The sequence below is a fragment of the Streptomyces sp. NPDC087300 genome, from assembly GCF_044744425.1.
Classification (GTDB): Bacteria; Actinomycetota; Actinomycetes; order Streptomycetales; family Streptomycetaceae; genus Streptomyces.
This window is the reverse complement of sequence record NZ_JBIUYI010000003.1, coordinates 412,463-436,026: the sequence shown is the minus strand read 5'-3', so window position 1 is coordinate 436,026 and position 23,564 is coordinate 412,463. Positions and strand designations below refer to the sequence as shown.

At 73.2% G+C, this 23,564-nt stretch carries 21 protein-coding genes; 15 read left to right on the top strand and 6 right to left on the bottom strand.

What is annotated here, in order from left to right; all coding sequences use genetic code 11:
• The first annotated feature begins 5 nt into the window (after positions 1-5).
• Complete coding sequence (locus tag ACIO9J_RS12740) at positions 6-419, top strand: hypothetical protein (RefSeq protein WP_401998548.1); 414 nt, start codon at positions 6-8, stop codon at positions 417-419.
• Here ACIO9J_RS12740 and ACIO9J_RS12735 read toward each other — a convergent pair.
• Complete coding sequence (locus ACIO9J_RS12735) at positions 416-1,258, bottom strand: helix-turn-helix domain-containing protein (protein ID WP_401996887.1); 843 nt, start codon at positions 1,256-1,258, stop codon at positions 416-418. The two genes, ACIO9J_RS12740 and ACIO9J_RS12735, sit on opposite strands and share 4 nt — an antisense overlap.
• A gap of 119 nt (positions 1,259-1,377) precedes the next feature.
• On the opposite strand from ACIO9J_RS12735, the gene ACIO9J_RS12730 reads away from it, so the two are divergent.
• Complete coding sequence (locus ACIO9J_RS12730; RefSeq protein ID WP_401996885.1) at positions 1,378-1,683, top strand: 4a-hydroxytetrahydrobiopterin dehydratase; 306 nt, start codon at positions 1,378-1,380, stop codon at positions 1,681-1,683.
• A gap of 5 nt (positions 1,684-1,688) precedes the next feature.
• Positions 1,689-2,435 (top strand): class I SAM-dependent methyltransferase, encoded by a 747-nt coding sequence (locus tag ACIO9J_RS12725; RefSeq protein WP_401998545.1) that lies wholly within the window; start codon positions 1,689-1,691, stop codon positions 2,433-2,435.
• Positions 2,436-2,450: 15 nt separating this feature from the next.
• On the opposite strand, the gene ACIO9J_RS12720 is transcribed toward ACIO9J_RS12725, so the two are convergent.
• On the bottom strand, positions 2,451-3,638 hold the full coding sequence (locus tag ACIO9J_RS12720) for a GDSL-type esterase/lipase family protein (protein ID WP_401996883.1): 1,188 nt from the start codon (positions 3,636-3,638) through the stop codon (positions 2,451-2,453).
• Between the two features lie 63 nt (positions 3,639-3,701).
• Positions 3,702-4,274: a TetR/AcrR family transcriptional regulator gene (locus ACIO9J_RS12715; protein ID WP_401996881.1), complete on the bottom strand. Its 573-nt coding sequence runs from the start codon at positions 4,272-4,274 to the stop codon at positions 3,702-3,704.
• Positions 4,275-4,486: 212 nt separating this feature from the next.
• Here ACIO9J_RS12715 and ACIO9J_RS12710 point away from each other — a divergent pair, with 212 nt between their 5' ends.
• From ACIO9J_RS12710 to ACIO9J_RS12690, 5 genes are all read left to right on the top strand, one after another.
• A complete protein-coding gene (locus tag ACIO9J_RS12710; protein ID WP_401996879.1) occupies positions 4,487-5,398 on the top strand; it encodes a class I SAM-dependent methyltransferase in 912 nt (303 codons plus the stop codon).
• 109 nt (positions 5,399-5,507) lie between these two features.
• Positions 5,508-5,975, top strand: coding sequence for a CU044_2847 family protein (locus ACIO9J_RS12705; protein WP_401996877.1), 468 nt, complete (start codon positions 5,508-5,510; stop codon positions 5,973-5,975).
• Positions 5,975-7,723 carry a trypsin-like peptidase domain-containing protein gene (locus tag ACIO9J_RS12700; protein ID WP_401996875.1) on the top strand — a complete coding sequence of 583 codons (1,749 nt, stop codon included), beginning with the start codon at positions 5,975-5,977 and terminating at the stop codon, positions 7,721-7,723. The genes ACIO9J_RS12705 and ACIO9J_RS12700 overlap by 1 nt, the downstream gene beginning before the upstream one ends.
• A gap of 252 nt (positions 7,724-7,975) precedes the next feature.
• Positions 7,976-9,022 (top strand): AAA family ATPase, encoded by a 1,047-nt coding sequence (locus ACIO9J_RS12695; protein ID WP_401996873.1) that lies wholly within the window; start codon positions 7,976-7,978, stop codon positions 9,020-9,022.
• A complete protein-coding gene (locus ACIO9J_RS12690; protein ID WP_401996870.1) occupies positions 9,012-13,409 on the top strand; it encodes an SAV_2336 N-terminal domain-related protein in 4,398 nt (1,465 codons plus the stop codon). Before ACIO9J_RS12695 ends, ACIO9J_RS12690 begins: the two co-directional genes overlap by 11 nt.
• 55 nt (positions 13,410-13,464) lie before the next feature.
• Here the strand turns inward: ACIO9J_RS12690 and ACIO9J_RS12685 are convergent, their stop codons facing one another.
• Positions 13,465-14,256 (bottom strand): aldo/keto reductase, encoded by a 792-nt coding sequence (locus ACIO9J_RS12685; RefSeq protein ID WP_401998542.1) that lies wholly within the window; start codon positions 14,254-14,256, stop codon positions 13,465-13,467.
• A gap of 317 nt (positions 14,257-14,573) precedes the next feature.
• On the opposite strand from ACIO9J_RS12685, the gene pqqA reads away from it, so the two are divergent.
• The 7 genes from pqqA to ACIO9J_RS12650 all read left to right on the top strand — a co-directional run bounded on the left by pqqA (position 14,574) and on the right by ACIO9J_RS12650 (position 19,951).
• Positions 14,574-14,714, top strand: coding sequence for a pyrroloquinoline quinone precursor peptide PqqA (gene pqqA / locus ACIO9J_RS12680; protein WP_401996867.1), 141 nt, complete (start codon positions 14,574-14,576; stop codon positions 14,712-14,714).
• 10 nt (positions 14,715-14,724) lie between these two features.
• Positions 14,725-15,633 carry a pyrroloquinoline quinone biosynthesis protein PqqB gene (pqqB, locus tag ACIO9J_RS12675; protein ID WP_401996864.1) on the top strand — a complete coding sequence of 303 codons (909 nt, stop codon included), beginning with the start codon at positions 14,725-14,727 and terminating at the stop codon, positions 15,631-15,633.
• Positions 15,630-16,322: a pyrroloquinoline-quinone synthase PqqC gene (gene pqqC, locus ACIO9J_RS12670; RefSeq protein WP_401996861.1), complete on the top strand. Its 693-nt coding sequence runs from the start codon at positions 15,630-15,632 to the stop codon at positions 16,320-16,322. The genes pqqB and pqqC overlap by 4 nt, the downstream gene beginning before the upstream one ends.
• Positions 16,319-16,597: a pyrroloquinoline quinone biosynthesis peptide chaperone PqqD gene (pqqD, locus tag ACIO9J_RS12665; protein ID WP_401996858.1), complete on the top strand. Its 279-nt coding sequence runs from the start codon at positions 16,319-16,321 to the stop codon at positions 16,595-16,597. Before pqqC ends, pqqD begins: the two co-directional genes overlap by 4 nt.
• On the top strand, positions 16,594-17,745 hold the full coding sequence (gene pqqE, locus ACIO9J_RS12660) for a pyrroloquinoline quinone biosynthesis protein PqqE (RefSeq protein ID WP_401996856.1): 1,152 nt from the start codon (positions 16,594-16,596) through the stop codon (positions 17,743-17,745). The genes pqqD and pqqE overlap by 4 nt, the downstream gene beginning before the upstream one ends.
• Before the next feature lie 90 nt (positions 17,746-17,835).
• Positions 17,836-18,861, top strand: coding sequence for a chitinase (locus ACIO9J_RS12655; protein WP_401996854.1), 1,026 nt, complete (start codon positions 17,836-17,838; stop codon positions 18,859-18,861).
• Between the two features lies 1 nt (position 18,862).
• Positions 18,863-19,951, top strand: coding sequence for a PQQ-dependent sugar dehydrogenase (locus ACIO9J_RS12650; RefSeq protein ID WP_401996852.1), 1,089 nt, complete (start codon positions 18,863-18,865; stop codon positions 19,949-19,951).
• Here ACIO9J_RS12650 and ACIO9J_RS12645 read toward each other — a convergent pair.
• Both ACIO9J_RS12645 and ACIO9J_RS12640 read right to left on the bottom strand, forming a co-directional pair.
• Complete coding sequence (locus tag ACIO9J_RS12645; protein WP_401996849.1) at positions 19,948-20,745, bottom strand: ABC transporter ATP-binding protein; 798 nt, start codon at positions 20,743-20,745, stop codon at positions 19,948-19,950. The genes ACIO9J_RS12650 and ACIO9J_RS12645 overlap by 4 nt on opposite strands.
• Positions 20,742-23,543: an ATP-binding cassette domain-containing protein gene (locus ACIO9J_RS12640; RefSeq protein ID WP_401996846.1), complete on the bottom strand. Its 2,802-nt coding sequence runs from the start codon at positions 23,541-23,543 to the stop codon at positions 20,742-20,744. The genes ACIO9J_RS12645 and ACIO9J_RS12640 overlap by 4 nt, the downstream gene beginning before the upstream one ends.
• Between the last annotated feature and the right edge of the window lie 21 nt (positions 23,544-23,564).

Genomic DNA, 23,564 nt, shown 5'->3' with positions numbered 1-23,564 from the left:
CCGCCCTGTCTGCGTCCCCGCTCACCGCCCTGGCCCGCACCACCGACCCGCGGACCATGCTGCGCCGCTTCCTCGCGCTCGACGCGGTCGTCACCGCGGCCAACGGGCTCGCCTACGCCGCCGCGTCGGGCCCCCTCGGGCGCTTCCTCGGCGTCGACCAGGAGCTGCTGCTCACCCTCGGCGTCTTCCTGACCCTCTACGCCGCGGGCGTCGGCTTCCTCGCCGCCCGCAAGAGTCCGCCGGTGTTCCCGGTCAGGGCGGTGATCGAGGTGAACGCGGCCTGGGCGGTGCTCAGCTTCGTCGCCCTCGCGGGCTGGCTCTCGCCCGGCACGGCGGGCGCCGTGTGGATCCCGCTCCAGGCCGTGACCGTGGGCGGCTTCGCGGCGCTCCAGTACGTGGCGTTGCGCGCCGGGCGCTAGGCCATCAGCCGCTGGAGGTACTTCGACGTCGCCGGGTCGGCCGGGAGCAGTGTCTCGATGGCCAGCTCGGCGACCGTCACGTCCATGGGCGTGTTGAACGTCGAGATGGACGAGATGAAGGACAGGATCTGCCCGCCGTGCTCGATGCGCAGCGGCAGCGCGAAGTACGGCACGTCCGTGTCGGCGTCGAAGGCGTCGGTCCCCGGGTCCGCCACCGGATAGGCGGCCACCTCGTCGTACACGGCACGCAGCGCGTCGGAGCGCTGCAACGCGATCTGCCGCTCCATCTGGTGCAGCAGATGCCCGCGCCACTCGCGCAGATTGCGGATCCGCGGGGCGAGGCCCTCCGGGTGCAGGGTGAGCCGCATGGCGTTCAGCGGCTGCGCGGCGAGCAGGTGCTCGGGCACGCCGTCGAGCAGCGTCGCGAGGCTGCGGTTCGCCGCGACGACGTCGTACGTCGCGTCGACGACCAGTGCCGGATAGGGCTCGTACCCGGTGAGCAGCCGATCCAGGCTCTCGCGCAGCGCGCCCATCGAGGGGTCGTCGAGCGGGGTCTCCCGGAAGTGCGGCGCGTAACCGGCCGCGAGCAGCAGGGAGTTGCGGTCGCGCATCGGCACGTCGAGGTGGTCGGCGAGGCGCAGCAGGAACTCCTCACTCGGCCGCGACCTGCCGGTCTCCACGAAGCTGATGTGCCGCGCCGACGAATCGGCGCGCAGGGCCAGCTCCAGCTGGCTGACGCGGCGGCGCTCGCGCCAGCCGCGCAACAGAGGACCCACTCCGGTTGCGTTCCCCCGGGCGCTGCCCCGGGCACTCCCCTTGATGGACGCGGCGGTTGTCATACGTAGACGGTAATCGAAAGCGAGTGTGGCAAGGTGAGCCGGAGACGTACGCCGAGCCGTGCAGGCCCCGGAGTCCGCCGTCGTGCCGGGCCCGGACGACCAGGAAGGAAGCGTGGCCCATGACCCCCGAACCGCTTTCGCTGAAGGAGATCGAGGACCGGCTCGCCGAGCTGCCCGGCTGGTTGGTCGACGACGGCCTGCTCAGCCGCACGTACCGGCTCGGCTCGCACTTCGCCGCGGCCGCCCTGGTCCTGCACATCGCGCAGACCCAGGAGGAGCTGAACCACCACTCCGACCTGACGCTCGGCTACAACACCGTCGCGGTGTCCGTGCGGACGCACGACGCGGGCGGCGCGCTCACCGACCTCGACTTCGAACTGGCCCGCAGGGTCGCGGCGTTGGCGCCCGGCCACGGCGCGGAATGACGTCGGTGCTCGACTACAGCAAAGAAGCCGACCGCTACGACGCGTCGCGCGGCGGCGAGCCCCGCGCGGCGGCCGCCGCGGACGCGGTCGTCGGGCTGCTGCCCCCGGACACCCGCACCTTGCTCGACGTCGCCTGCGGCACCGGCCTCGTCACGCGGCGCCTCGCCGCGCGCCCCTGCCTGCGGGTGACCGGGGTCGACGCGGCGTACCGGATGGCCCGCATGGCGGCGGGCCGGGTGCCGGGCGCCGTGGTGCTCGGCGACAGCCGCCGACTGCCCTTCCCCGACGGCGCGTTCGACGCCGTCAGCACGGTGTGGCTGCTGCACCTGCTGTCCGGCGCCGAGGAGACGGCGTCCGTCGTCGCCGAGTGCGCGCGGGTGCTGCGGCCCGGCGGGACCCTCGTCACCACCGTCGACAAGGCCGCGTCGCACGACGTGGGCAGCGACATCGACGCCGTGCTCGCGCCCCGCCCGATCCGGCCCGCGGCGGACCGTGCCGACCAGGTCGCGGCGGCCGCCGCGGCGCACGGTCTCACGCCCGCGGGGGAGTCCCGCTTCCGAGGCCACGGACAGGGCCGCTCGCCGCGCTCCACGGTGGACGACCTGCACCGCGGCTGGTTCACCCGGATCGCCCCGGACGGACCGCTCGCCGAACGGTTCGCCGCGGGCCTCGCGGACCTGCCCGACCAGGAACTCCCGCGCCCCGACCCGTGGTTCGGGCTGCGGGCGTTCAGGAAGGACGGAGGCTTCTAGGGTCTTTCGTTTGGATCAGGCCGGCCGGTCCGTGAAGGCTCCCGTCCCCGCGAACGCCAGCCCGGCGAAGCGCTCGCCGATGCGGCGGTGCGTGGCGGCGTCCGGGTGCAGCTCGTCGGGCAGCGGCAGTTCGGCGGAGTCGGCCTCGCCGTACAGCTCGCGGCCGTCGAGGTAGTACAGGTTCGGGTCCTCGGCGGCACGCTCCCGTACGATCCTGGCGAGCTCCTCCCTGATGACGCCGAGCGTCAGCTTGCCGCGCGCGACCTCCGCGGGATCGCCCGTCGCCACGAAGCGCAGCCGTCCCTCGCCGAGTGCGGAGAGGTCGGGGGCGCAGGGGCCGGGCGTGTCCTCGTGGATGGGGCACAGGATGGGCGAGACGACGAGCAGCGGCGCGGTGGGATGACCCTCGCGCACCGTGTCGAGGAAGCCGTGCACGGCGGGGCCGAAGGCGCGCAGCCGCATCAGATCGGCGTTGACCACGTTGATGCCGATCTTGAGGCTGATCAGGTCCGCCGGGGTGTCCCGTATCGCGCGGGCGGTGAACGGGTCGAGCAGCGCGCTGCCGCCCAGGCCCAGATTGATCAGCTCCACGCCGCCGAGCGAGGCGGCGAGCGCGGGCCAGGTGGTGCTGGGGCTCGCGGCGTCGGAGCCGTGGCTGATCGAACTGCCGTGGTGCAGCCACACCTTGCGGCCCCGGTCGGGCATGGGCTCGACCGGCGCGTCGGCGCGCAGCTCGACCAGCTCGGTGGTCTCGTTGTGCGGCAGCCAGATCTCGACGTCCTTCTCGCCCGCGGCGAGACCGTCGAAGCGGACGGTGCCGACGGGGCCGGGACGGTGCTCGGCGGCGCCGGTGGCCAGGTCGATGGTGAGCGTGTTGCCGCCCGCGACGGTGGCCTGTCCGGCCGGACGTCCGTCGACGAGCAGGTCGTACACGCCGTCGGGGCGCGGCGGGGCGCCCGGGTAGACGCGCTTGGTGGCCAGCGCGTCCAGCTCGACGGCGGTGGCGCGGGTGCGGAAGACGAGGCGTACGCCGGAGGGCTGCGACTCGACTATGGCGAGCTGTCCGTCGGCGCACTGGGCGCGGGCCCTGGCGGGCAGCCGGTGCGGCAGGACGCCGTGCGCGGTGTGCTCCAGGTCGAGCGCGCCGCGCAGGAGGTCGGGGGTGAGGGGGACGGCGGTCATGGAGGTGTGGGGAGTGCTCATTGCCTCAGCCTGTTGATCAGAGGGTCGGGATGGTTCGTGTGCGTGTGTGCCTGTGTGCCGGGTTCAGGGCGTGGGCCCGCTACGGAGCAGGGCGTCGAGCCGGTCCAGGGTCCACGCCCAGGATTCCTGCGAGTCCGGCGCGCTGTGGCTGAAGCCGCCGGCCAGCTCCAGGCTGACGTACCCGTGGAAGACGCTGCCGATGAGCCGCACCGCGTGCGTCTGGTCCGGCTCCGCCAGGTCGTAGCCGCGCAGGATCGCCCGCGTCATCTGCGCGTGCCTGCCGCCCGCGCTCGCCGCGGCCGCCTCCGGGTCCAGCCGGAACTGGGTCGCGGTGTACCGCCCTGGGTGCTCCCGTGCGTAGTCGCGGAAGACGTTCGCGTAGGCGGTCAGCGCGTCCTTTCCCGCGCGGCCCGCGAGGGCGGCGGAGCCCCGGTCGGCGAGTTCCGCCAGGGCGAGCAGGGCGATCCGGGTCTTGAGGTCGTGGGAGTTCTTCACGTGCGAGTACAGGCTCGCGACCTTGACGTCGAAGCGCCGGGCGAGCTCGGAGACGGTCACGTGCGCGAAGCCGACCTCGTCGGCCAGCTCGGCCCCCGCTGCGACCAGGCGGTCCGTGGTCAGTCCTGCCCGTGCGGCCATGGGTCGCCCTCCCTCTGCTCTTCGTTCTTCCTAACGCAATAATGCACATGCCTAAAGGTATTAGGCAAATGAGGTGAGGCTTCAGGCGCGCTGCTTCATGGCTGCTTGCCGAAACGGCAAGGCGGGTGGTCCGGAACAGGGAAACAGGCGCAGGCTGGCACCGTTCTCCCGCGAAGGCGGGCAAAGACACCGCAGGAAGGCGGCGCGGAACGATGGCGCACGGACACACCATCGGCCACGGCCACGGTCGGGCCCACAAGCACTCCCACGGCACCGATGACATCGACTGGGTCCGGATGGGCGAGCACCTGGAGCGGTACGCGAAGGTCGCCGCGCCGATGTACGGGGAGGTGACCGCGTGGCTGCGGCAGTGGACGCCGGAACCGGCCGTCGTGGCCGACGTGGGCGCGGGCCCGGGTGGCGTCGCGTTCCTGCTGGCCGACGCGTTCCCCGGGGCACGGGTCGTCGCGGCCGACCCCGAGGAGCCGCTCCTTGAGCGGGCCCGCGAGCGCGCCCGGCGGGACGGCGTCGCCGACCGGTTCGACACGGTGCGGTTCGAACTCCCTCAGGACATCGGCCAGTTGCCGACCGCGGACCTGATGTGGGTGGGCAAGTCGCTGCACCACGTGGGTGACCAGGGCGCCGCGCTCACCGCGCTCGCGGAGCGGCTCGCCCCCGGCGGCGCGATCGCCCTCCTTGAGGGCGGCCTGAGCGCACGCAGCCTGCCCCGCGACATCGGCTTCGGCAAGCCGGGCCTCCAGTCCCGCATGGAGGCGGCGGACGAGGAGTGGTTCGCCGAGATGCGCGCGGGCCTGCCGGGCGCCAAGGAGGTCGTGGAGGACTGGGCGGCCCTGCTCGAAGCGGCGGGCCTGCGGCACGTGGCCACCCGCAGCTTCCTGCTCGACCTGCCCGCCCCGCTCTCCGAGGAGGCCCGCGTCCACCTCGTGAACGACCTGACCCGCCGGCGCGAGATGTACGACGAGATCCTCGACGCCGACGAACTGGCCACGCTCGACCGCCTCATCGACCCGTCCGACCCGGGCGGCCTCATGCTGCGCCCCGACGCGTTCCTGCTGCTCGCCCAGACGGTGCACGTGGCGGTCAAGGACCGGGACCAGGGCTAGCCCGACGCTCGCCCCGAGGGCGCACGGAATATCCCAACGCCCTGTGTGGAGGCCCCTGTTGACGTAACGTCGGGCACGTTCCTGCTGGGCGGACAGGGGGTGCGGCCGAGTGAGCGAGCTGATGCGGTGGGAGTCCGACGAGGGGCCCGTCGTGGTCGAGGTGGATTCCCGGGACCCCGGGTTCCGGTCCGTGTCGCGGCGCGGCGGGGACGGTGAGATCCACGAGGTCGAGGGGCGCTTCGAGTCGGCCCTGAACAATGTGCGCGGTGCCGCGATGTCGGCGCTGCGGACCTTCAGGGACCGGGCGCTCGACCCCGAGACCATCGAGCTGGAGTTCGGGGTCAAGCTCAGCGCCGTGGCGGGCGCCGTCATCGCCAAGACGGCCGCCGAGGGACACCTGACGGTCAAGCTGACCTGGTCGCGGCGGCCGGCTCCCGGCATCCCGGCACAGGGGGCCGGGCCGGCCGGGGAGCAGGGCGCACGGCCGCCGGAAGGGGCCGCGCCCGGCACCAGCGCCGACGACGGCGGACACGGCGGCCGCCAGGACGGCGCCGGACAGGCCGTACCGGGCGAATAATGTCGGACGTGGACTGGCGTGCCAGGATCGGCACGGTCGACGGCGTTCCCCGAGGGGCGGGCATGCTGGTCGACGGCGGGCGGCTGATCACCTGCGCCCATGTCGTCCAGGGCCTCGCCGAGGTCTCCGTGACGCTGCCGGGAATCGCCGACGCGCTGCACGGGGCCGTCACCTGGGCCGGCCAGTGGCGGCGCGTGGGGGACCGCGGGGATGTGGCCGTGGTCGAGCTCGACCGGATGCCGGACGTGCCGCCGTGCGCGTTCGCCCCGCTCGACGTCCTGCGCCCGCGCGCGGGCCGCACCGCACGCGAACTGCGGGCCCTCGGCTTCCCGTTCGGCCACGACAAGGAGGGCACGCACGTCACGCTGCGCACCAGCGCGGACCGGCTGCTCGGCCAGGAGTGGCTGGAGGTCGAGGTCGGCGAGGGCCACGCCCAGTGCCTCGACGAGGGGTTCAGCGGCGCCGCCGTGTACGAACCGGAGACCGGCCTCGTCGTCGGCATCGTCACCGACGCCGTGCTCGACGGCGTACCTGCGGGCCGCATCGGCCGGATGCTGCCCCTCGACACCATCCGCCGCCACTGGGAGGAGCTCGACGACCTCCTGCCGCTCGACTGGCTCCCGGACGCGCCACGCCGCGAACTGCGCGCCCTGTTCCACGGCGTGCGGATCGACGCGCCGAACCTGGAGCTGATCGTCCGCAGGGCCTTCCCCACCTTCCGCCGCCCGCTGCCCGAATTCCGCTCCGTGTGGGGCGCCGTCCGCTACGTCGCCGAGGAACTCACCGGCGAGGATCGCCTGGTGCGGCTACTGACCTCGCTGCGCGCGGCCGCGCCGCCGGGGGCCGACATCGGCGCGTGGCTGCGGCGCTGGATGCCCGAGCACGACGACTACGAAGGGGAGGCGGCCGGTGCGGGCGGGGCCGTCGGTGCGGCCGGGGCCGTCGCGCCCACCGGATCCGTGATGTTCCGCGCCGAGTCGATGACCCGCGGCGCCGGCTTCGACCTCTCCGTCTGCACCGTGGTCGACGGCGTGCCCGTCGGCAGGTCGGGTCCCGTCCGGATCCGGCCCCGCCAGTTGCGTACGAAGGTGGAGGCGCTGCTCGCCGAACAGGTCGGCCGGGTCCACGAGTTCGACTGGATGGCGGAGTTCGTGGTGCCGGAGCGGCTGATGAGCGAGCCGTTCGAGGAGTGGCAGATCCGCGAACCGGGCGCCGCCCGCCCCCGGCCGCTGCGCTCGGTGCCCGTCGTCGTCCGGCACATGGACCGCCTCAAGCCGCTCACCGTCTCGCGCCTCACCCGCAGACGCTGGGAGACGGTGCGGGCCCGCGGCGAGACCAGGCCCCGGCGCGTGGCGTGCGGACTGCCGTACGGCTACGACGAGTTCCACGACTGGCTGGACGCGGACGACGACGTGTGCGCCCTCGCGTACGCCGCGACACCCGTGGGGGACTGGCTGGCCGCCGCTCTCGACACGGGAGTGCCGATCATGCTGTGGCGGCGGCACGACTGCGGTGAGGGCGGCCATGCGGGCTGCACCCCTGACGAGTTCCTCGACCGGCTCACGGGAGCGGTCGCCGCGCTCGACCCCGACCGGCTGCCGTGCGAGGTGATGCGGCTGCGCAAGGAGGCCCGCTCCCCGGACAAGGGCGACGCCGAGCACTGCGGCCACCGGCTGACCCTGTTCTGGGACGACCCGGAGCGCAAGCCGGACCCGCCGCTGGCGATGGGGGCGGGCGGAGAGCCGTGAACGGAGCGAGTGCGGTGAGCCTGGCGGACGTTTCCAGTACGGGCAGCGTGCCGTGTACGGGCAGCGTGCCGCGTACGGGGAACGCACCGAGCGTGGGAGACGTGCCGAGTACGGAGAGCGTGCCGAGCGTGGGGGACGTGCCGAGTACGGAGAGCGTGCCGAGCGTGGGGGACGTGCCGAGTACGGAGAGCGTGCCGAGCGTGGGGTACGTCCCGAGTGCGGGAGACCTGTCGAGTACGGGGAGTGTGCAGCATGTCTGAGGCGACCGGGACCGCCAACTGGCGTATCTACCAAGGCAGTCGGACCCCGCACGACGGCGTCGAGCGCCTCCCCGCGCCACCGCCCTGGCGCACCTTCACCGGCGGCCCCGCCCTGCCCGTCCCGCCCGGCGACTCGGGCAACCCGCACGCGGCCGTCAGCTACCGGCCCGCCGAGGACGCGGTCCGGCAGGTCAACGCCGCGCTGTACCTGCGCAGGCCGCTCCTGGTGACCGGCGCCCCCGGCACCGGCAAGTCCTCCCTCGCCTACGCGGTGGCGCACGAGCTGGGCCTCGGCAAGGTCCTGCACTGGCCGATCACCAGCCGCGTCACGCTCCGCGACGGCCTCTACGCATACGACCCGCTGACCCGCCTGTACGCCGCCGAACGCGCCCGGGGCGAGGGCGATGTGGGGCCCGGCGACGACATCGGCGACTATCTGCGCCTCGGCCCCCTCGGCACCGCGCTGCTCCCGTACGAACACCCGCGCGTGCTGCTCGTCGACGAGATCGACAAGAGCGACATCGACCTGCCCAACGATCTCCTCACCGTCTTCGAGAAGGGCTCGTACGAACTCGTCGAGCTGGCCAGGCGCGCCGCGCCCACCGCCAGGGTGATGACCGCCGACAGCACCACCGACCGCGTGGAGATCCGCGACGGCACCGTCACCTGCCGCGCCTTCCCCCTCGTCGTCATGACGAGCAACGGCGAGCGCGAGTTCCCGCCCGCGTTCCTGCGGCGCTGCGTGACCGTCGACCTGAAGCAGCCCGCGAGCGTGGCGGAGCTGACCGCCATCGTCCGCGAGCACCTCGGCCCGGTGCTGGGCGGCGAGGGCGGCCAACTCCCGCCGGGCGCCCAGGAGATCATCGACCGCTTCTTCGAACGCCGCAGCGGCGGACTGCTCGCCAACGACCAGCTCCTCAACGCCATCTACATGTGCCATCACGCGTCGTTCACCGAAGAGCCCGAGGACGTACGGAAGTTGGCGGACCAGGTGATGCCGTTCCTGAGCGGCGAGGCGACCCGGCACGATGACGCTTGACCGGCTCAGGGAGGCGCTGGAGGCGCTGGGTCCGCCGGTCACCCCGCTGGAGCTCGCGGAGATGCTGTGGCTCGCCGAGCGGCTTCCCGCGCCGGAGGCGAGCCCCGGACCGGCATCATCGTCCCTCGCGGACGGCGACCGCTCGGACTTCAGGCAGGGCACGTTCCACGGCCCCGTGGTGGGCAAAGTCATCCATGGAGAGGCGGGCGCGGCCGGGCGCGAGGGTCCCGGCGACGAGCTCACCGGCCCGGCGGAGGGCGACGACGGCCCGCGCCCCGGCCCCGGCGACCCGCGCCGCCGCGCGGCCCTGCACGTCCCCCACGGCATCCTCCACCCCGGCACGGACGCCGACGAGGTCCTCGTCCCCGCCCCGCAGGCCCTGCGCCACGAACTCGCGATCCAGCGCGCCCTGCGTCCACTGAAGCGGCGCGTCCCCGACCCGCGCCGCCGCACCCTGGACGAAGAGGCCACCGCCGCCCGCGCCGCACGCCACCCGGGCCTGCGCCCCTGGGCCCCGGTCCTCGTCCCCGCCACCGACCGGTTCCTGAGCCTGGCCCTGGTCGTCGACACCGGCCCCGCGATGGCGGTGTGGCGTCCGCTCGGCCGCGAGCTGCGCGAGGCGGCGCTGCGCACCGGCGCCTTCCGCGACGTCCGCGTCTGGCAGCTGACCGACCTCGGCCCGCGCGTCGGCGTACGCAGCTCGGCCGTGGGGCCCGCCCTGGACCCGGCGGCGCTCGTCGACCCCACCGGGCGGCAGGTGGTCCTGGTGCTCAGCGACTGCTCGGGTCCGCACTGGTGGGGCGGGCGCGCGGATCCCGCCCTGCACCGGTGGGCCGGGTGCGGCCCCACCGCGATCCTCCAGCCGCTCCCCGAACGCCTCTGGCGCAGGACCGCGGCCCCCGCCGTCCCCGGGCGGGCCATCGCGTCGCGTGCGGGCGCCCCCAACACCGCGCTGCGCTTCACCCCGCACGACGGCCGCGCGGGCAGGGCCGCCCCCGAGGCGATACCCGTGCCGGTCCTCGAACTGGCCCCCGAGTGGCTCGCCGACTGGGCGGGCCTGGTCACCGCGTCCGGCGACCGGCACCGGGACACGGCCATGACGTACGTGAGCGCGGTACGCCCGCCGCACGAGCAACCCCTCGCCACCGAAGGCGACTTGCCGATCACCGAACGCATCCTCCGCTTCCAGGCGGCGGCATCGCCCACGGCGGCGGACCTCGCCGCGCACGTGGCGCTCTCCGTCCCCGCGCTGCCGGTGATGCGGCTCATCCAGCAACGGGTGACACCGGGTTCACGCCCCAGCGACCTCGCCGAGGTCCTCCTGAGCGGCCTCCTGGAACCGGTCGACGCGGAGCGCGGCCTGTACGAGTTCGTCCCCGGCGCACGCGGCGCCCTCCTCGAAACCCTCCCGCGCCCCGAGTCGCTGGCGGTCGCCGACCTCCTGGGCCGCCTGGGCGCGGAGATCGAGGCACGGGCGGGCTCGGCGACCCGGGCGTTCCGTGCGGTGGTGCCGGTGGGGGAGGGAGCGGGCAGCCGGGGCCTCGGGGCGGTGGGGCAGCCGTTCGCGCTGGTGAGCGAGGAGGCGTTGGGGGTGCTGCGGGGGCGGGCGATACGGGTGGTGGAGCGGCCCGTACCGGTCGTCCAGGACCTGGACACGGTGGGTCTGGAGCTGGGTGATGAGGACGACTGGGCGCCACCGGTGGGACTGGCCTCGCCTGACGCGGTGACGGCTCCGCCGGGCCTCTCCAACATCGCTGCCACGGATGCCTTCGTGGGCCGTGCCCATGAACTCGACGGCCTCGACCGGGCGTTCACCGACATCGGCGGGGTCCACCAGGTCGTCCTGCACGGCGCGGCGGGCGTGGGGAAGACCATGCTCGCGCAGGCGTGGGCGCGGCGGTGGGGTGCGCGTGAGCGGCGGCCGCCGGTGTGGTGGGTGAAGGGGGACACGCCCGCGTCGCTGATCCGGGGGATCGCCGAGCTGACCGACGCCCTTCAGCCGCCGGAGGCGGAGGGCGGCCAAGGTCGCGGGCGATGGGAATGGGCCCTCCAGTGGCTGAGCTCCCACACGGGCTGGGCGCTCGTCATCGACGGCGTCGAGAAGCCCGCCCGCGCACGCGTGCTGCTGTCCCGCCTGGGCTCAGGCGGCGCCGTCCTGATCACCAGCCGGTCGGCGACCGGCTGGCCGGACGACGTCTTCCGGCTCGGCCTCGAAGTACCCGCCCTGTCGGAGACGGTCCGGATGTTCAAGGCGCGCGTGGGCCGGGAGGTGGAAGGCGCCACGGTCCTCTGCGACGAGCTGGGCCGGAACCCGGGCGCGGTCGTGCGTGCGGCGGCGCACATCGCGGAGACGGGTGTGCCGGTGACCGAGTACCTCGCCCGGCTCGGGCGGGAAGAGGGCGGGTCGGGAGCGGAGGAAGCGGGGCCGGTCGAGGACCCGGAGCCGGTGAAGGACCCGGTGCCGACGGACGCGATCCGCGACGCGATCAGGGAGACGCTGCGCACGCTCGACGACCCGATGGCGATGGAACTCCTGCTGGTCCTTGCCTGGTTGGGCGCCGATCCCGTACCTCGCGAACTGCTCCTGACCAGTCTCTACCCGGGGCGCGACGTGACGCGCTGTCTGGACGCCCTGGCCGAGAGCGGCCTGGTCCACCCGGACCCGGTGGCGGCCACGGTCACGCTGCCGGGCCGGGTCGGGGCCGTCGCGCGTGTCCCGGTCGAGTCACTGCCGGGCCGGGGCCGTGCCGACGTCGACGCCGCCCGCGACCGGGCCGTCGCCTGCCTCGTCTCCGCGTTCCCGAAGCCCGCGGACGAACCGGCGAACTGGTCGCGTTGCCGAGCGCTCCTGCCCCTCGTGGAGAGCCTGTGCGCGCGGACCGAGCCGAGCGAGGACACCGAGCGGATCGCGGGTCTGTTCACCGGCACCGCGCAGTTCCTCCTCAGCCAGGCGAGGTACGCGCGGGCCGTCGAGTTCCTGGACCGGGCCCTGGCCTGTCGGCGACGGCTCACGGGCGAGCAGTCGCCGGAGGCCGTGGCGGCGATGGCGGAGCTGGCGAAGGCGCACCTCGCGGCGGGGCGCACCGAGGAGTCCGTCCAGCTCTTCAAGGACGCCCAGGCCGCCCTGGCCGGCGGGGAGTGGAGCCTGAGCAGCATCGACGCGCTGGAGCTGCGCGCCGGGCTCGCGGACGCCTTCGCGCGGTCGGGCGACCCGGACCGGGGCGTGTGGGAACTGGAGGCCGTGTGCGAGACGGCTGCCCGGACGCTGGGGTCCCGGCATCGCAGCCTCCTGCGGCTGCGGTCCCGTCTCGCCGGGATGTACGCCAAGGCCGGACGCCACCATGACGCCGTGACCTCCTACGAGCAGGCGCTGGACGACTGGCGCGGGGGGTCGGGCTTCGACAACCTCGAGTCGGTCATGGCGCACCGGGACCTGGCCCTCGCCTGCGCCGCGGCGGGCGACACGGACCGCGCGGTGACCGAGCTGGAGCGGGTGGTGGAGACGCTGGCGGGGGTGCTCGGCGGCGGGCATCCGCGGACGGCCGCGACACAGGCGGATCTGGCCGGGCTCTACCGGCGGCGGGGCCAGGTGGCACGTGCCGTCGACACCTACGAGCAGGCGCTCGCCGCCAGCCGGTCCACCCTGGGCGCGGAGCATCCGCAGACACTGGACGTGCGGGAGCGGCTGGCCGAGACGCACCTCGCCGAGAAGAGAGCGGCAAAGGCCCTGGGCCTGTTCGAAGAGGTCCGGTCGGTGCGGAGCGGGCTCTTCGGGGACGAGCACCCGGACACGCTCAGGGCCGCCGACTTCGTGGCGGCGGCCTACGGCGCCATCGGCGCCAGGGAACGGCAGATCGCCCTCTACGAAAAGACGCTGGCGCTCCGTCGCGAGCTCCTCGGCGACGGCGACCTCGAGACCCTGCTGTCGTACGAACGCCTCGCCGCCGTCACCGACGACGAGGGGCGGTCGCTCGCCGCGCACCGGTGCGCGCATGCGGACCGGTCAAGGGCATTGGGTGAGGACCACCCTGAAACGCTTCTCACGCTGGAACGGTTCGCTCTCGCCCGGATCAGGACCCTGGACGAGGAGAACGTGCGGAACGGCCTCCTGCAACTCCAGGACGTCCTGACGCTCCGGCGCGACACCCAGGGCCCCGCCCACCCCGACACGCTGCGCGTGCTGGACGAGCTTGCCGACGCGTTCCTGCGCAGGGGCGACATCGAGCAGGCGGTCAGGGCGTACGAAGAGACCTGCGCGCATGTGCGGCTGGACCTACCCGGGGCGATCGCCGTCTTGGAGCAGGCGCACGCCCGCCTCACGTCCGCCCTCGGCCCCACCCACCCGGACGTCGCAGACCTGAAAGCACGACTGGCCCGCCTCCGCTGACCCCGAAGGGCCACCGAAAGCGGGCCAATACGCGCTACGAACGGACCCGTGTCGGTCAGACCACGTCGAACGCCGCCGGGTCGGGGCCGATGCGCCGGTCCTCGTTCAGGGCCGAGATCGCCGCCATGTCCTCGGGGTCGAGCTCGAAGCCGAAGACGTCGATGTTCTCCTTGATCCGCGACGGGGTCACGGACTTGGGGATCACCACGTTGCCCAGCTGGATGTGCCAGCGCAGCACGATCTGCGCGGGCGAGCGCCCGTGCTTCCGCGCGATCGCGACGATCGCGGGAACCTCCAGGAGGCCCTTGCCCTGGCCGAGCGGCGACCAGGCCTCCGTGGTGATGCCCTGCTCCGCGTGGAACGCGCGGGAGGCGTGCTGCTGGAGGTGCGGGTGCAGCTCGATCTGGTTGACGGCCGGGACGATCGACGTCTCGCCGAGCAGCCGCTCCAGGTGCTCCGGCAGGAAGTTCGAGACACCGATGGCCTTGGCGCGGCCGTCCGCGTGGATCTTCTCGAACGCCTTGTACGTGTCGACGTACAGGTCCTTCGAAGGGAGCGGCCAGTGGATCAGGTACAGGTCCACATGGTCGAGGCCCAGCTTCCGCAGGGACTCGTCGAAGGCGCGGAGGGTGGAGTCGTAGCCCTGCTCGCTGTTCCAGAGCTTCGTCGTGACGAAGAGCTCGTCGCGGGCGACGCCGGACGCGGCGATGGCCTTGCCCGTGCCCTCCTCGTTGCCGTAGATGGCCGCGGTGTCGATGCTGCGGTACCCGGCCTCCAGGGCCGTCGCGACGGCCTTCTCGGCCTCGTCGTCCGGCACCTGCCAGACGCCGAACCCGAGCTGGGGCATCTCGACGCCGTTGTTCAGGATGATCGGGGGGACCTTGCTCACGAGCTTTCGATCCTTAAGTCGTCGGTTGGTACTCCCATGGTCAACGATCAGACACGGTGTCGCATTCCTGCCCATGTGTGGACCCCGTGATGGCCGGATATCGAAGCGGTGTCGGGGACGAATCGGTCCGGACCATTGACGGTGCTCCGTCATGCCGCGACCCTGTTGCACGTCACTGAACGCCGGACACCCATGTGAACGCATCCGCCACCTGCGCCGTCCCGCGCCCCAGTGGCTTGCTCCTGAAACCCCACCTCTTCAGGAAAGGCAGGGCCATGCACAGCACCGACCAGGAGAAGTCCGTCCAGGAGCCCGCGCACCGGTCCGACACCGGGGCCCCGGGCTGGCAGAGCCCCGAGTACGCGATCGTCGACACCGCCCTCGAAGTCACCGCCTACCGCCTCGCCGACCGGTAGACCCGCCGCCATGCTGCTGCAGGTGCTCGGCACCGCGGCGGGCGGCGGGCTGCCCCAGTGGAACTGCGCGTGCCCCGGGTGCACCGGGGCGCGCGCCCACCCGGAGCGCCGCCGCCGGCACGCCGCACTCGCCGTCCACGCGGGGGAGGGGCGCTGGTACCTCGTCAACGCCACCCCCGACATCGCCGACCAGATCGAGTCGGTGCCCGCCATGAACCCCGGCACCGGCCAGGACGCGCGGCGCACCCCCGTCGCCGGGGTCGTCCTCACCGACGCCGAGCTCGACCACACCCTGGGCCTGGCCCGGCTGCGCGAGGCCCGCGACGGCGTCGACGTCATCGCCACGGCGCCGGTGCGCGACGCGGTGCGCGACGGGCTGCGGCTCGACGCGCTCCTGGAGCCCTACACGCGCGTTCGATGGCGCGAGCTCACCGCGCGGGCGAGTCTGGCGCTGCCCGGCGGCGCGGGAATCGAGCTGCGCGCCGTACCGGTTTCGGCCAAGCGTCCGCGGTACGCCGCGGGCACCGGCACCGACGTGGACACCTGGTCCAGCGCGCTGCGCATCCACGAGCCCGCGACCGGCAGGACCGTGCTCTACGCCCCGTCCCTCGCGGTGTGGAGCGACGCGTTCGAGCGCGCCGCCGCGGAAGCCGACTGCGTCATCGTCGACGGCACCTTCTGGGACGACGACGAGCCGGTACGCGCCGGCTTCTCGGCCCGCACCGCCACCGCCATGGGGCACCGCCCGATCGCGGGACCCACCGGCACGGCCCACCGCCTCACCCGGCTCCCCGCGCGCTGCCTCTACACCCACCTCAACAACACGAACCCCCTGGGCGACCCGCACGCCGAGCAGCACAAGCTCCTCGCCGAGTGGGGCATCGAAGTGGCGTCGGAGGGGATGGTGATCGAGCCGTGACACACGCGGGCGACGAGCTCACGGAACGGCTGCGCGCCGTCTCCGCCGAGCGCTACCACGACCGGCACCCCTTCAACGTACGCATGCACGCGGGCGATCTGACCCGCGAGGAGCTGCGCCGCTGGATCGCCAACCGGTTCCACTACCAGCGGCACATCCCCGTCAAGGACGCCCTGATCCTCGCGAAGTTCGACGACCCCGCGCCGCGCCGGAGCTGGCTGCGCAGGATCACGGACCACGACGGGGAGCGCGAGGGTGAGGGTGGCATCGAGCGGTGGCTGCGCCTCGGCGAGGCGGCCGGTCTGAAGCGGGCTCAACTCCTGGACTCCTCACGGGTGTTGCCCGGGGTGCGGCTCGCGGTCGACGGCTACGTCAACTTCTGCCGGCTCAGGCCCGCACTGGACGCCGTCGCCGCCTCCCTCACGGAGCTCTCCGCGCCCGATCTGATGCGCACCAGGATCGCCGCCTTCGAACGCCACTACCCGTGGATCGACGCGGAAGGGCTCGCCTACTTCCGTACCCGCGTCGGGCAGGGCGGCCGCGACGGGCAGGAGGCGCTCGCCCTCGTCCTGGAGTGGGCCCGCACCCCCGAGGAACAGGACCGGGCCGTCGCCGCCCTCGCGTTCAAGTGCGACGTGCTGTGGTCCCTGCTCGACGCCGTCGACCGGGGCGCCGGAGGTGCGGCATGACCACCTACGACGTCGAACGGAGCGTGTGGCGTCCCGTCCTCGCCCGGTCCGTGCGGCTCCGGCACGACCGGGTGCGCGACGTGGACCTCCTGGTCCTGCCCGAACGGGTCGTCGTGCTGCGGGGCGCCGCCGGGAGCATCGTGGCGCTGTGCGACGGCGAGCGCGATGTCGTCGCCATCGTCGGGGAACTGGCGCGGCGCCACCCGGACGCTCCGGTCGCCGCCAAAGTGCCGGTGTTCCTGGAGCGGTTGCGTGCCGAGGGGTGGCTGCGGTGAGCGAACCCGATCCGCCCTGGGCGCTGCTCGCCGAACTCACCCACGCCTGCCCGCTGCGCTGCTCCTACTGCTCCAACCCGGTCGAACTGGCCTCCAGGACAAGCGAGTTGACGACAACGGAGTGGCGCGACGTGTTCCGGCAGGCCGCCGGACTCGGTGTCGTGCAGAGTCATCTGTCGGGCGGGGAACCCCTGCTGCGCCGCGACCTCACCGAGATCGTCGCGGCCGCCACCGACGCGGAGATCCACACCCAGCTCGTGACGAGCGGCGTCGGCCTGCACCGGGCCCGGCTCGACGCGCTCGTCGGCGCGGGGCTGCACAGCGTCCAGCTGTCCGTGCAGCACACGGACGAGGACGCCGCCCTGCGCATCGCGGGCGTCCGCGCCTTCGCGGCGAAGGAGCGGGCCGCGCGCCTGGTCAAGGCGGCCGGACTGCCGATCGGCGTCAACGCCGTGCTGCGCCGCGCCAACCTCGACGCGCTCGACGACCTGGTGGAACTGGGGCTCGCCTGGGGCGCCGACCGGATCGAGCTGGCCAACACGCAGTTCTACGGCTGGGCGCTGCGCAACCGCGAGGCGCTGCTGCCGGGCCGGGCGCAGGTGGCGCGGGCCCGCGAACGCGTGGAGCGGTGGCGGCAGCGGCTCGAAGGGCGCATGGAGCTCGTGTGGGTGGCGCCCGACTACGTCGACGGCGTCGCGAAACCCTGCATGGGCGGCTGGGGCGCGCTCTCGCTGACCGTCGCCCCGGACGGCAGGGCGCTGCCCTGCCCGGCGGCCGCCGACCTGCTCGGTACCGCGGCACCCAACGTCAGGGACCGTCAACTCGCTTGGATCTGGCGGCAGTCGGAGGCGTTCACGCGCTATCGCGGCGAGGCGTGGATGAGCGACACCTGCCGCGGCTGCGAGCTGCGGTCCGCCGACTTCGGCGGCTGCCGCTGCCAGGCGTACGCCCTGACGGGTGACGCCGCCCGCACGGACCCCGCCTGTCACCGCTCACCCGACCACGCCATGGTCAGCGCCTTCGTCGACCGAGCCGACCGAGCCGACCGAGCCGACCGAGCCGACCGGGCGGACCCGGCCGACGCCGCCGCGAAGGCGCCGCCCGACTACGTGCACCGCGCGCACACCGCCGGATCCCTCCCCGACTGAACTCCCCACCCCCGCAAGGGCATTGGCCTCCGTACGCCCCCCGATTGTCAGGAAACCTTCCTGACATTCCCGCAGAAAGGTACACCCCACGTGAGACTCCACATCCCCCGCTCCCGCCGAACGGGCACCGCCCTGGCCGCCGTGGCCGCGCTGTCCGGCGCGGCGACGCTCTCCCTGGCGGGAGAGCCCTCCGCGGCCGAGGCGTCCCCCGCGCCCGCCGCGCGGGCGTCCGGCACGATCCACGCCGCCCCCTACGAGTACCTCGGCTGGGGCAGCCCGCAGAAGCCCACCGACGTGATGGCCGCGACCGGCGTCAAGTGGTTCACGCTCGCCTTCATCCTGTCCGACGGCGGCTGCAACCCGGCCTGGGACGGCAGCCGCCCGCTGAAGGGGGGCTCCGACGAGGCGGCCGTCAAGTCCATCAGGGGCGCGGGCGGCGACATCGTCGTGTCCGTCGGCGGCTGGAGCGGCGCCAAGCTCGGCGAGAAGTGCACCAGTGCGGGCGCGCTCGCCGGGGCGTACCAAAAGGTCATCGACGCCTACAAGTTGAAGGCGTTCGACATCGACATCGAGGACACCGAGTTCTCCAACGCCACCGTGCGCCAGCGCGTCGTGGACGCCCTGAAGATCGTGAAGTCGAAGAACCCGGGCATCGTCACCTACGTCACCATGGGCACCACGCCGAGCGGCCCCGACGCCACCGGCAAGGACCTCATCAAGCGCGGCGCCAAGGCCGGGCTCGCCAACGACGCCTGGGTCATCATGCCGTTCGACTTCGGCGGGCACAGCGGCACCATGGGCCAGACCTCCGTCAGCGCCATGGAGGGCCTGAAGAACGCGGTCAAGAGCGCCTACGGCTACAGCGACGCCGACGCCTACAAGCACATCGGCGTGTCCTCCATGAACGGCAAGACCGACGAGGCGGACGAGACCGTCACCACGGCCGACTTCAAGACGATCCTCGCGTACGCCAGGCAGCACCACATCGCGCGCTACTCCTTCTGGTCCGTCAACCGCGACCGTGCCTGTGGCTCCGGCGGTGACGCGGACGCCTGCAGCGGCGTCGCGCAGTCGCCGTACGACTTCACCAAAATCGTCGCCCAGTACGGAGGTTGAGATGAAACTCGGCAAGCAGCGGGCCGTCCTGATCGCGACCGCCGTCGTCCTGGTGGCCGGTGCCGTGACCACCGCGACGGCGGGTGCCTCCACCACGGCGGCAGCCGGTGAACCCGGCGCGCCCGTCACCCTGTCCACCGGCTGGACCATCCCCTGGGGCACCTCCTGGCTGCCCGACGGGTCCGGCGCCCTGGTCACCGAGCGCGACAGCTTCAAGGTCTGGCGGATCTCGAAGGACGGCAAGGACAAGAAGGAACTCGGCGCCGTCCCCGAGTCGCAGACCACCGGCGGCGAGGGCGGCCTGATGGGTCTCGCCGTCGACCCGGACTGGGCGACCAACCACTACGTATACGTCATGCACACCTCGTCCGAGGGCAACCGCATCGCCCGCATGACGTACGACGGGACGAGCGTCGACGGCTACAAGGTGCTGCTCAAGGGCATCAAGAAGAACAAGTACCACAACGGCGGCCGGCTCGCGTTCGGCCCCGACGGCTATCTGTACGCCACCACGGGCGACGCCCAGGACAAGCCGCTCGCCCAGGACGAGGACTCGCTCAACGGCAAGATCCTGCGCCTGACCAAGGACGGCAAGCCCGCGCCAGGCAACCCCTTCGACAACTACGCGTACAGCCTCGGCCACCGCAATCCGCAGGGCATCGTCTTCGACGACCAAGGACGCCTGTGGGAAGCGGAGTTGGGGGACGCCAAGAAGGACGAACTCAATCTCATCAAGGCCGGGAAGAACTACGGCTGGCCCACCTGCGAGGGCACCTGTGACGTGGCGGGCATGACCAACCCGAAGCGGACCTGGGGCGTCGCCGAGGCCTCGCCGAGCGGTGTCGCGGTCGTCGACGGCGCGGTCTACATGGCGGCGCTCAAGGGCAAGCGCCTGTGGCGCATCCCGATCAACGCCGACAGCGAGAACGTCGGCACCCCGAAGGCGTACTACATAGGCGAGTACGGGCGCCTGCGCTCGGTCACCACGGTGCCGGGTGCGAAGGAACTGTGGCTGTCCACCACCAACGCCGACAACAACGGCGGACAGCCCGACGGTTCCGACACGATCTTCCGGGTGCCGATCGGCTAGCGGGCGGCCCCGGTGGTGCCGAGGTACGCGTCCCGCACCCTCGGGTCGGCGCGCACCTCGGCCGCCGTGCCGTGCGCGAGGACCCGCCCCAGGTCGAGCACGACGACCCTGGCGCACAGCTCCATCACGAAGGCCACGTTGTGCTCCACGAGCAGCACCGCGCAGCCCGCCTCGTCGGCGAGATGGCGTACGACGGCCGACAGCTGGCCCCGCTCGTCCGCCGTCATGCCGGACGCGGGCTCGTCCAGGAGCAGCACCCTGGGCGGGTCCGCGACCGCGCGCGCCAGCTCCACCATCCGGGCCTGCCCGACCGGCAGGGCGCCCGCGTAGCTCCCGGCCAGCGCGTCGAGTCCGCACTCGCGCAGCACGGCGGCGGCCCGCTCGCGCCGCTTCCTCTCGTACGTACGCCGGGTGGGCGCGGCCACCAGGTCCGCCGCGAACCCGCCACCGCCGCCCCGCCATTCCTGCGCCACGACGAGGTTGTCGGCGACGGTGAGCTGCCCGAAGAGCTGCTGCCGCTGGAAGGTGCGGCGCATCCCGTGCCGGGCCCGCCACACGGGGGAGCGCCGCGTGACGTCCGCGCCGTCCAGCAGGACACGGCCCTCGTCGGGGCGGCGGATGCCGGACAGGACGTCGAACAGGGTCGTCTTGCCCGCGCCGTTGGGCCCGATGAGCCCGCACACCTCACCCGCGCGCACGGCGAGGCCGACGCCGTCGAGGGCGCGGATCCCGCCGAACCGGACGCCGACGCCCGCGGACTCCAGGACGTACCCGCGCTTCTGCCGCTCCTTCATGGCCGCGCCACGCCCTTCGTCGTCCGCCGCGCCTCGCCCGCCGCCATGCCCAGATAGGCCTCGGTGAGCCGGTCCGCCCGCACCTCGGAGCGCGGCCCGCACCAGGAGACGCGGCCCTGCGCCAGATAGGCCACGGTGTCCGCGACGCCCAGGATCTCGGCGGCCTTCTCCTCCACGAGCAGCAACGCCGTTCCCTGGTCGCGGAGTTCGACGAGCAGCCGGAACACCTCGTCGACCACGCGTGGCGCGAGACCGAGCGACGGCTCGTCCGCGATCAGCACCTTCGGCGGGCGCTGGAGGAGCGGCGCGATCGCCAGGAGCTGCTGTTCGCCGCCGGACAGGGAGCCCGCCGTGACGCCGCGCCGCGCCGCGAGGCCCGCGAACCGCTCGTACACGGCGTCGCGTTCGTCCCTGCCCTTGAGGTGCAGGGCCAGGTTCTCCTCGATGGTGAGCGACGGGAAGATCCCGCGGCCCTCGGGGGCGAGGACGACGCCCGCGCGAGAACGCCGGACGGCCCCCTCGCGGGTGGCGTCGCGTCCCGCCACGTACACCTGCCCCTCGGCGGGCCGGATCAGACCCGCCGCCACCCGGCACGTCGTCGACTTGCCCGCGCCGTTGGGGCCGAGCAGGGCGACGATCTCGCCCGGGTGGACGGTGAGGTCCACTCCGTGGAGTACGGGGGCGCCGTCGTATCCGGCGTGCAGCGTGCGCAGGGCCAGGGCAGGGGGCACTTCTCCGCCGGGGTCCCTGGGGCTCCGTCCCAGACCCCGCTCCTCAAACGCCGGAGGGACTGAAACCGTCCGGCCGAGGGCTGGGGTGTTCAGCCCGTCCGGCGTTTGAGGACGAACTCGGCGGAGCCGGTGATGTCCACCAGCCCCGGTGCGGGGTGCCCGAACGCGCCTCCGATGCCTCCGCACGGAGATCGCCGCGCAATAGCCGTCCGGATCGTTCGCCAACGCAAGCCCCGCCAAACCGAAGAGAATCACCGGCACGTGCACGGACTCCGTCACGTAGTCCGTGACCAGGTGCGGCACGATCGCGAAGACGAGGCCCGCGACCACCGCGAACTGCGCCCGCCGCACCCCCGCCGCGACCGCCACCGCCAGCCAGATCAGGCCCGTCATCGCGGTGAAGTCCGTCGCGGTGATGCGGGTGTTGAAGGACGCGTACATCACGCCGCCGAAGCCCGCGAGGCCCGCCGACAGCGTGAACAGGAGCAGCTTCGTGCGGACGACGGAGACGCCCGAGGCCATCGCCGCGGCCGGCGCAGAACGTACCGCGAGCATGGCCCGCCCGGACGGCGAGTTCCGCAGCGCGGCGAGCGCGGCGACCACGGCCGTGACCAGGACGACCATCGCCACGCCCATCGCGCGGTCGTCCGACAGGTCGACCGGGCCGACGACGGGCCGGGGGATTTCCCAGCCCGTGTCGCCGTTGCGCAGCCAGCCCAGCTGGAAGAGGACCTGGTCGGCGAGGAAGGCGAGCGCCAGGGTGGCGAGGGCGAGGGAGCGGCCGCCGAGCCGCAGCGCGGGCAGCGCCACGAGCGCGCCGAGCAGCGCCGCCGCGCAGGTGCCGACGAGCGCCGCCCCGGCGAACGGCCATCCGTGGCTCATCAGGAGCCCGGCGACCAGCGCCGCACCCGTGACGAACGTGGCCTGCGCGAGCGAGACCATCGCGCCGAGCCCGGTCACCACGGTGAAGGAGACGAAGACGAGGGAGATCGCGAGGCCCTGGGTGAGGATGCCGCTCCAGAACGGGGTGGTGACCGTGTAGAAGGAGAGGGCGAGCAGCGCGGCGGCCGCCGTCCACGGCCCCCATCGGCGCGCCCAGGAGCGCCCGGCGAGGTAGTCGACGGGCGGTGCGTCCACCGCCGCCGTGCCCGCCGTCCGACTGCGGCGCGTCATGAACAGCAGTCCCGCGAAGAGGATGAGGAAGGGGACGGCCGTACGGAAGCCGGTGATCTTCTCCGCGAAGTCGGCGTAGCCCGCGACCAGGTTCTGGAGCACCCCGAGCCCGAGCCCGCCGGCGAAGGCCAGCGGGATCGACAGGAAGCGGCCCAGTACGGCGGCGGTCGCCGAGACGAAGAGGAACAGCGTGAAGTCGTGCGAGGAGAGCCCGAGCAGCGGTGTCGCGAGCACGCCCGCGAGACCGGCGAGGCCCGACGACAGCATCCACGCCACCGAGGAGAGCCGGTCCGCGCTCATGCCGCGCAGCTCCACGAGCGAGCGGTTGTCGACGGCGGCCCGCAGCCGCAGGCCGAGCGGGGTGTGCCGCATCAGCACCCACAGGCCGACGGCCACCACCACCGTCGCCACCCAGGTGATCAGCTGGTCGGAGTCGATGCCGACGCCGTCCATGAGCTGCCAGCTCCGGGCGGGACTCGGGCCGACGCCGGGCAGGCCGAACTGGTTCTCGGCGGGTTTGACGGAGGCCCCCGCGTCCTCCAGGAGCTCCACCACCCACAGGCCGAGCGCGGGCAGCGCGACGAGCAGCCCGATCGTCGCCACGATCTGCGCGGTCTCGCCGACCCGCGCCAGTTTGCGGAACATCAGCCGGTCCAGGCCCCAGCCGAGCCCCGGGGCCACCACGAGGACGAGCAGCAGCGCGGTGGGCACGGCGGGCCAGCCGAAGCCGGAGTGCAGTTCGTAGAAGGCGAGCGCGCAGAGGTAGGCGGTGGCGCCGTGCGCGAAGTTGAAGAGTCCCGATGCGGAGTACGACAGGACGAGTCCCGTCGCGAGCAGGGCGTACAGGGCGCCGGACACGAGGCCGCTCAGTACGAATCCCAGCAGGTCGGACATGGGTGGCGTACCCCCTTACGT

Coding starts and splice junctions, on each gene's coding strand:
- ACIO9J_RS12735 (WP_401996887.1), bottom strand. CDS start 1,258: ATGACAACCGCCGCGTCCATCAAGGGGAGTGCCCGGGGCAGCGCCCGG.
- ACIO9J_RS12730 (WP_401996885.1), top strand. CDS start 1,378: ATGACCCCCGAACCGCTTTCGCTGAAGGAGATCGAGGACCGGCTCGCC.
- ACIO9J_RS12720 (WP_401996883.1), bottom strand. CDS start 3,638: ATGAGCACTCCCCACACCTCCATGACCGCCGTCCCCCTCACCCCCGAC.
- ACIO9J_RS12715 (WP_401996881.1), bottom strand. CDS start 4,274: ATGGCCGCACGGGCAGGACTGACCACGGACCGCCTGGTCGCAGCGGGG.
- ACIO9J_RS12710 (WP_401996879.1), top strand. CDS start 4,487: ATGGCGCACGGACACACCATCGGCCACGGCCACGGTCGGGCCCACAAG.
- ACIO9J_RS12700 (WP_401996875.1), top strand. CDS start 5,975: ATGTCGGACGTGGACTGGCGTGCCAGGATCGGCACGGTCGACGGCGTT.
- ACIO9J_RS12695 (WP_401996873.1), top strand. CDS start 7,976: ATGTCTGAGGCGACCGGGACCGCCAACTGGCGTATCTACCAAGGCAGT.
- ACIO9J_RS12690 (WP_401996870.1), top strand. CDS start 9,012: ATGACGCTTGACCGGCTCAGGGAGGCGCTGGAGGCGCTGGGTCCGCCG.
- ACIO9J_RS12685 (WP_401998542.1), bottom strand. CDS start 14,256: ATGCCCCAGCTCGGGTTCGGCGTCTGGCAGGTGCCGGACGACGAGGCC.
- pqqA (WP_401996867.1), top strand. CDS start 14,574: ATGCACAGCACCGACCAGGAGAAGTCCGTCCAGGAGCCCGCGCACCGG.
- pqqB (WP_401996864.1), top strand. CDS start 14,725: ATGCTGCTGCAGGTGCTCGGCACCGCGGCGGGCGGCGGGCTGCCCCAG.
- pqqD (WP_401996858.1), top strand. CDS start 16,319: ATGACCACCTACGACGTCGAACGGAGCGTGTGGCGTCCCGTCCTCGCC.
- ACIO9J_RS12650 (WP_401996852.1), top strand. CDS start 18,863: ATGAAACTCGGCAAGCAGCGGGCCGTCCTGATCGCGACCGCCGTCGTC.
- ACIO9J_RS12645 (WP_401996849.1), bottom strand. CDS start 20,745: ATGAAGGAGCGGCAGAAGCGCGGGTACGTCCTGGAGTCCGCGGGCGTC.
- ACIO9J_RS12640 (WP_401996846.1), bottom strand. CDS start 23,543: ATGTCCGACCTGCTGGGATTCGTACTGAGCGGCCTCGTGTCCGGCGCC.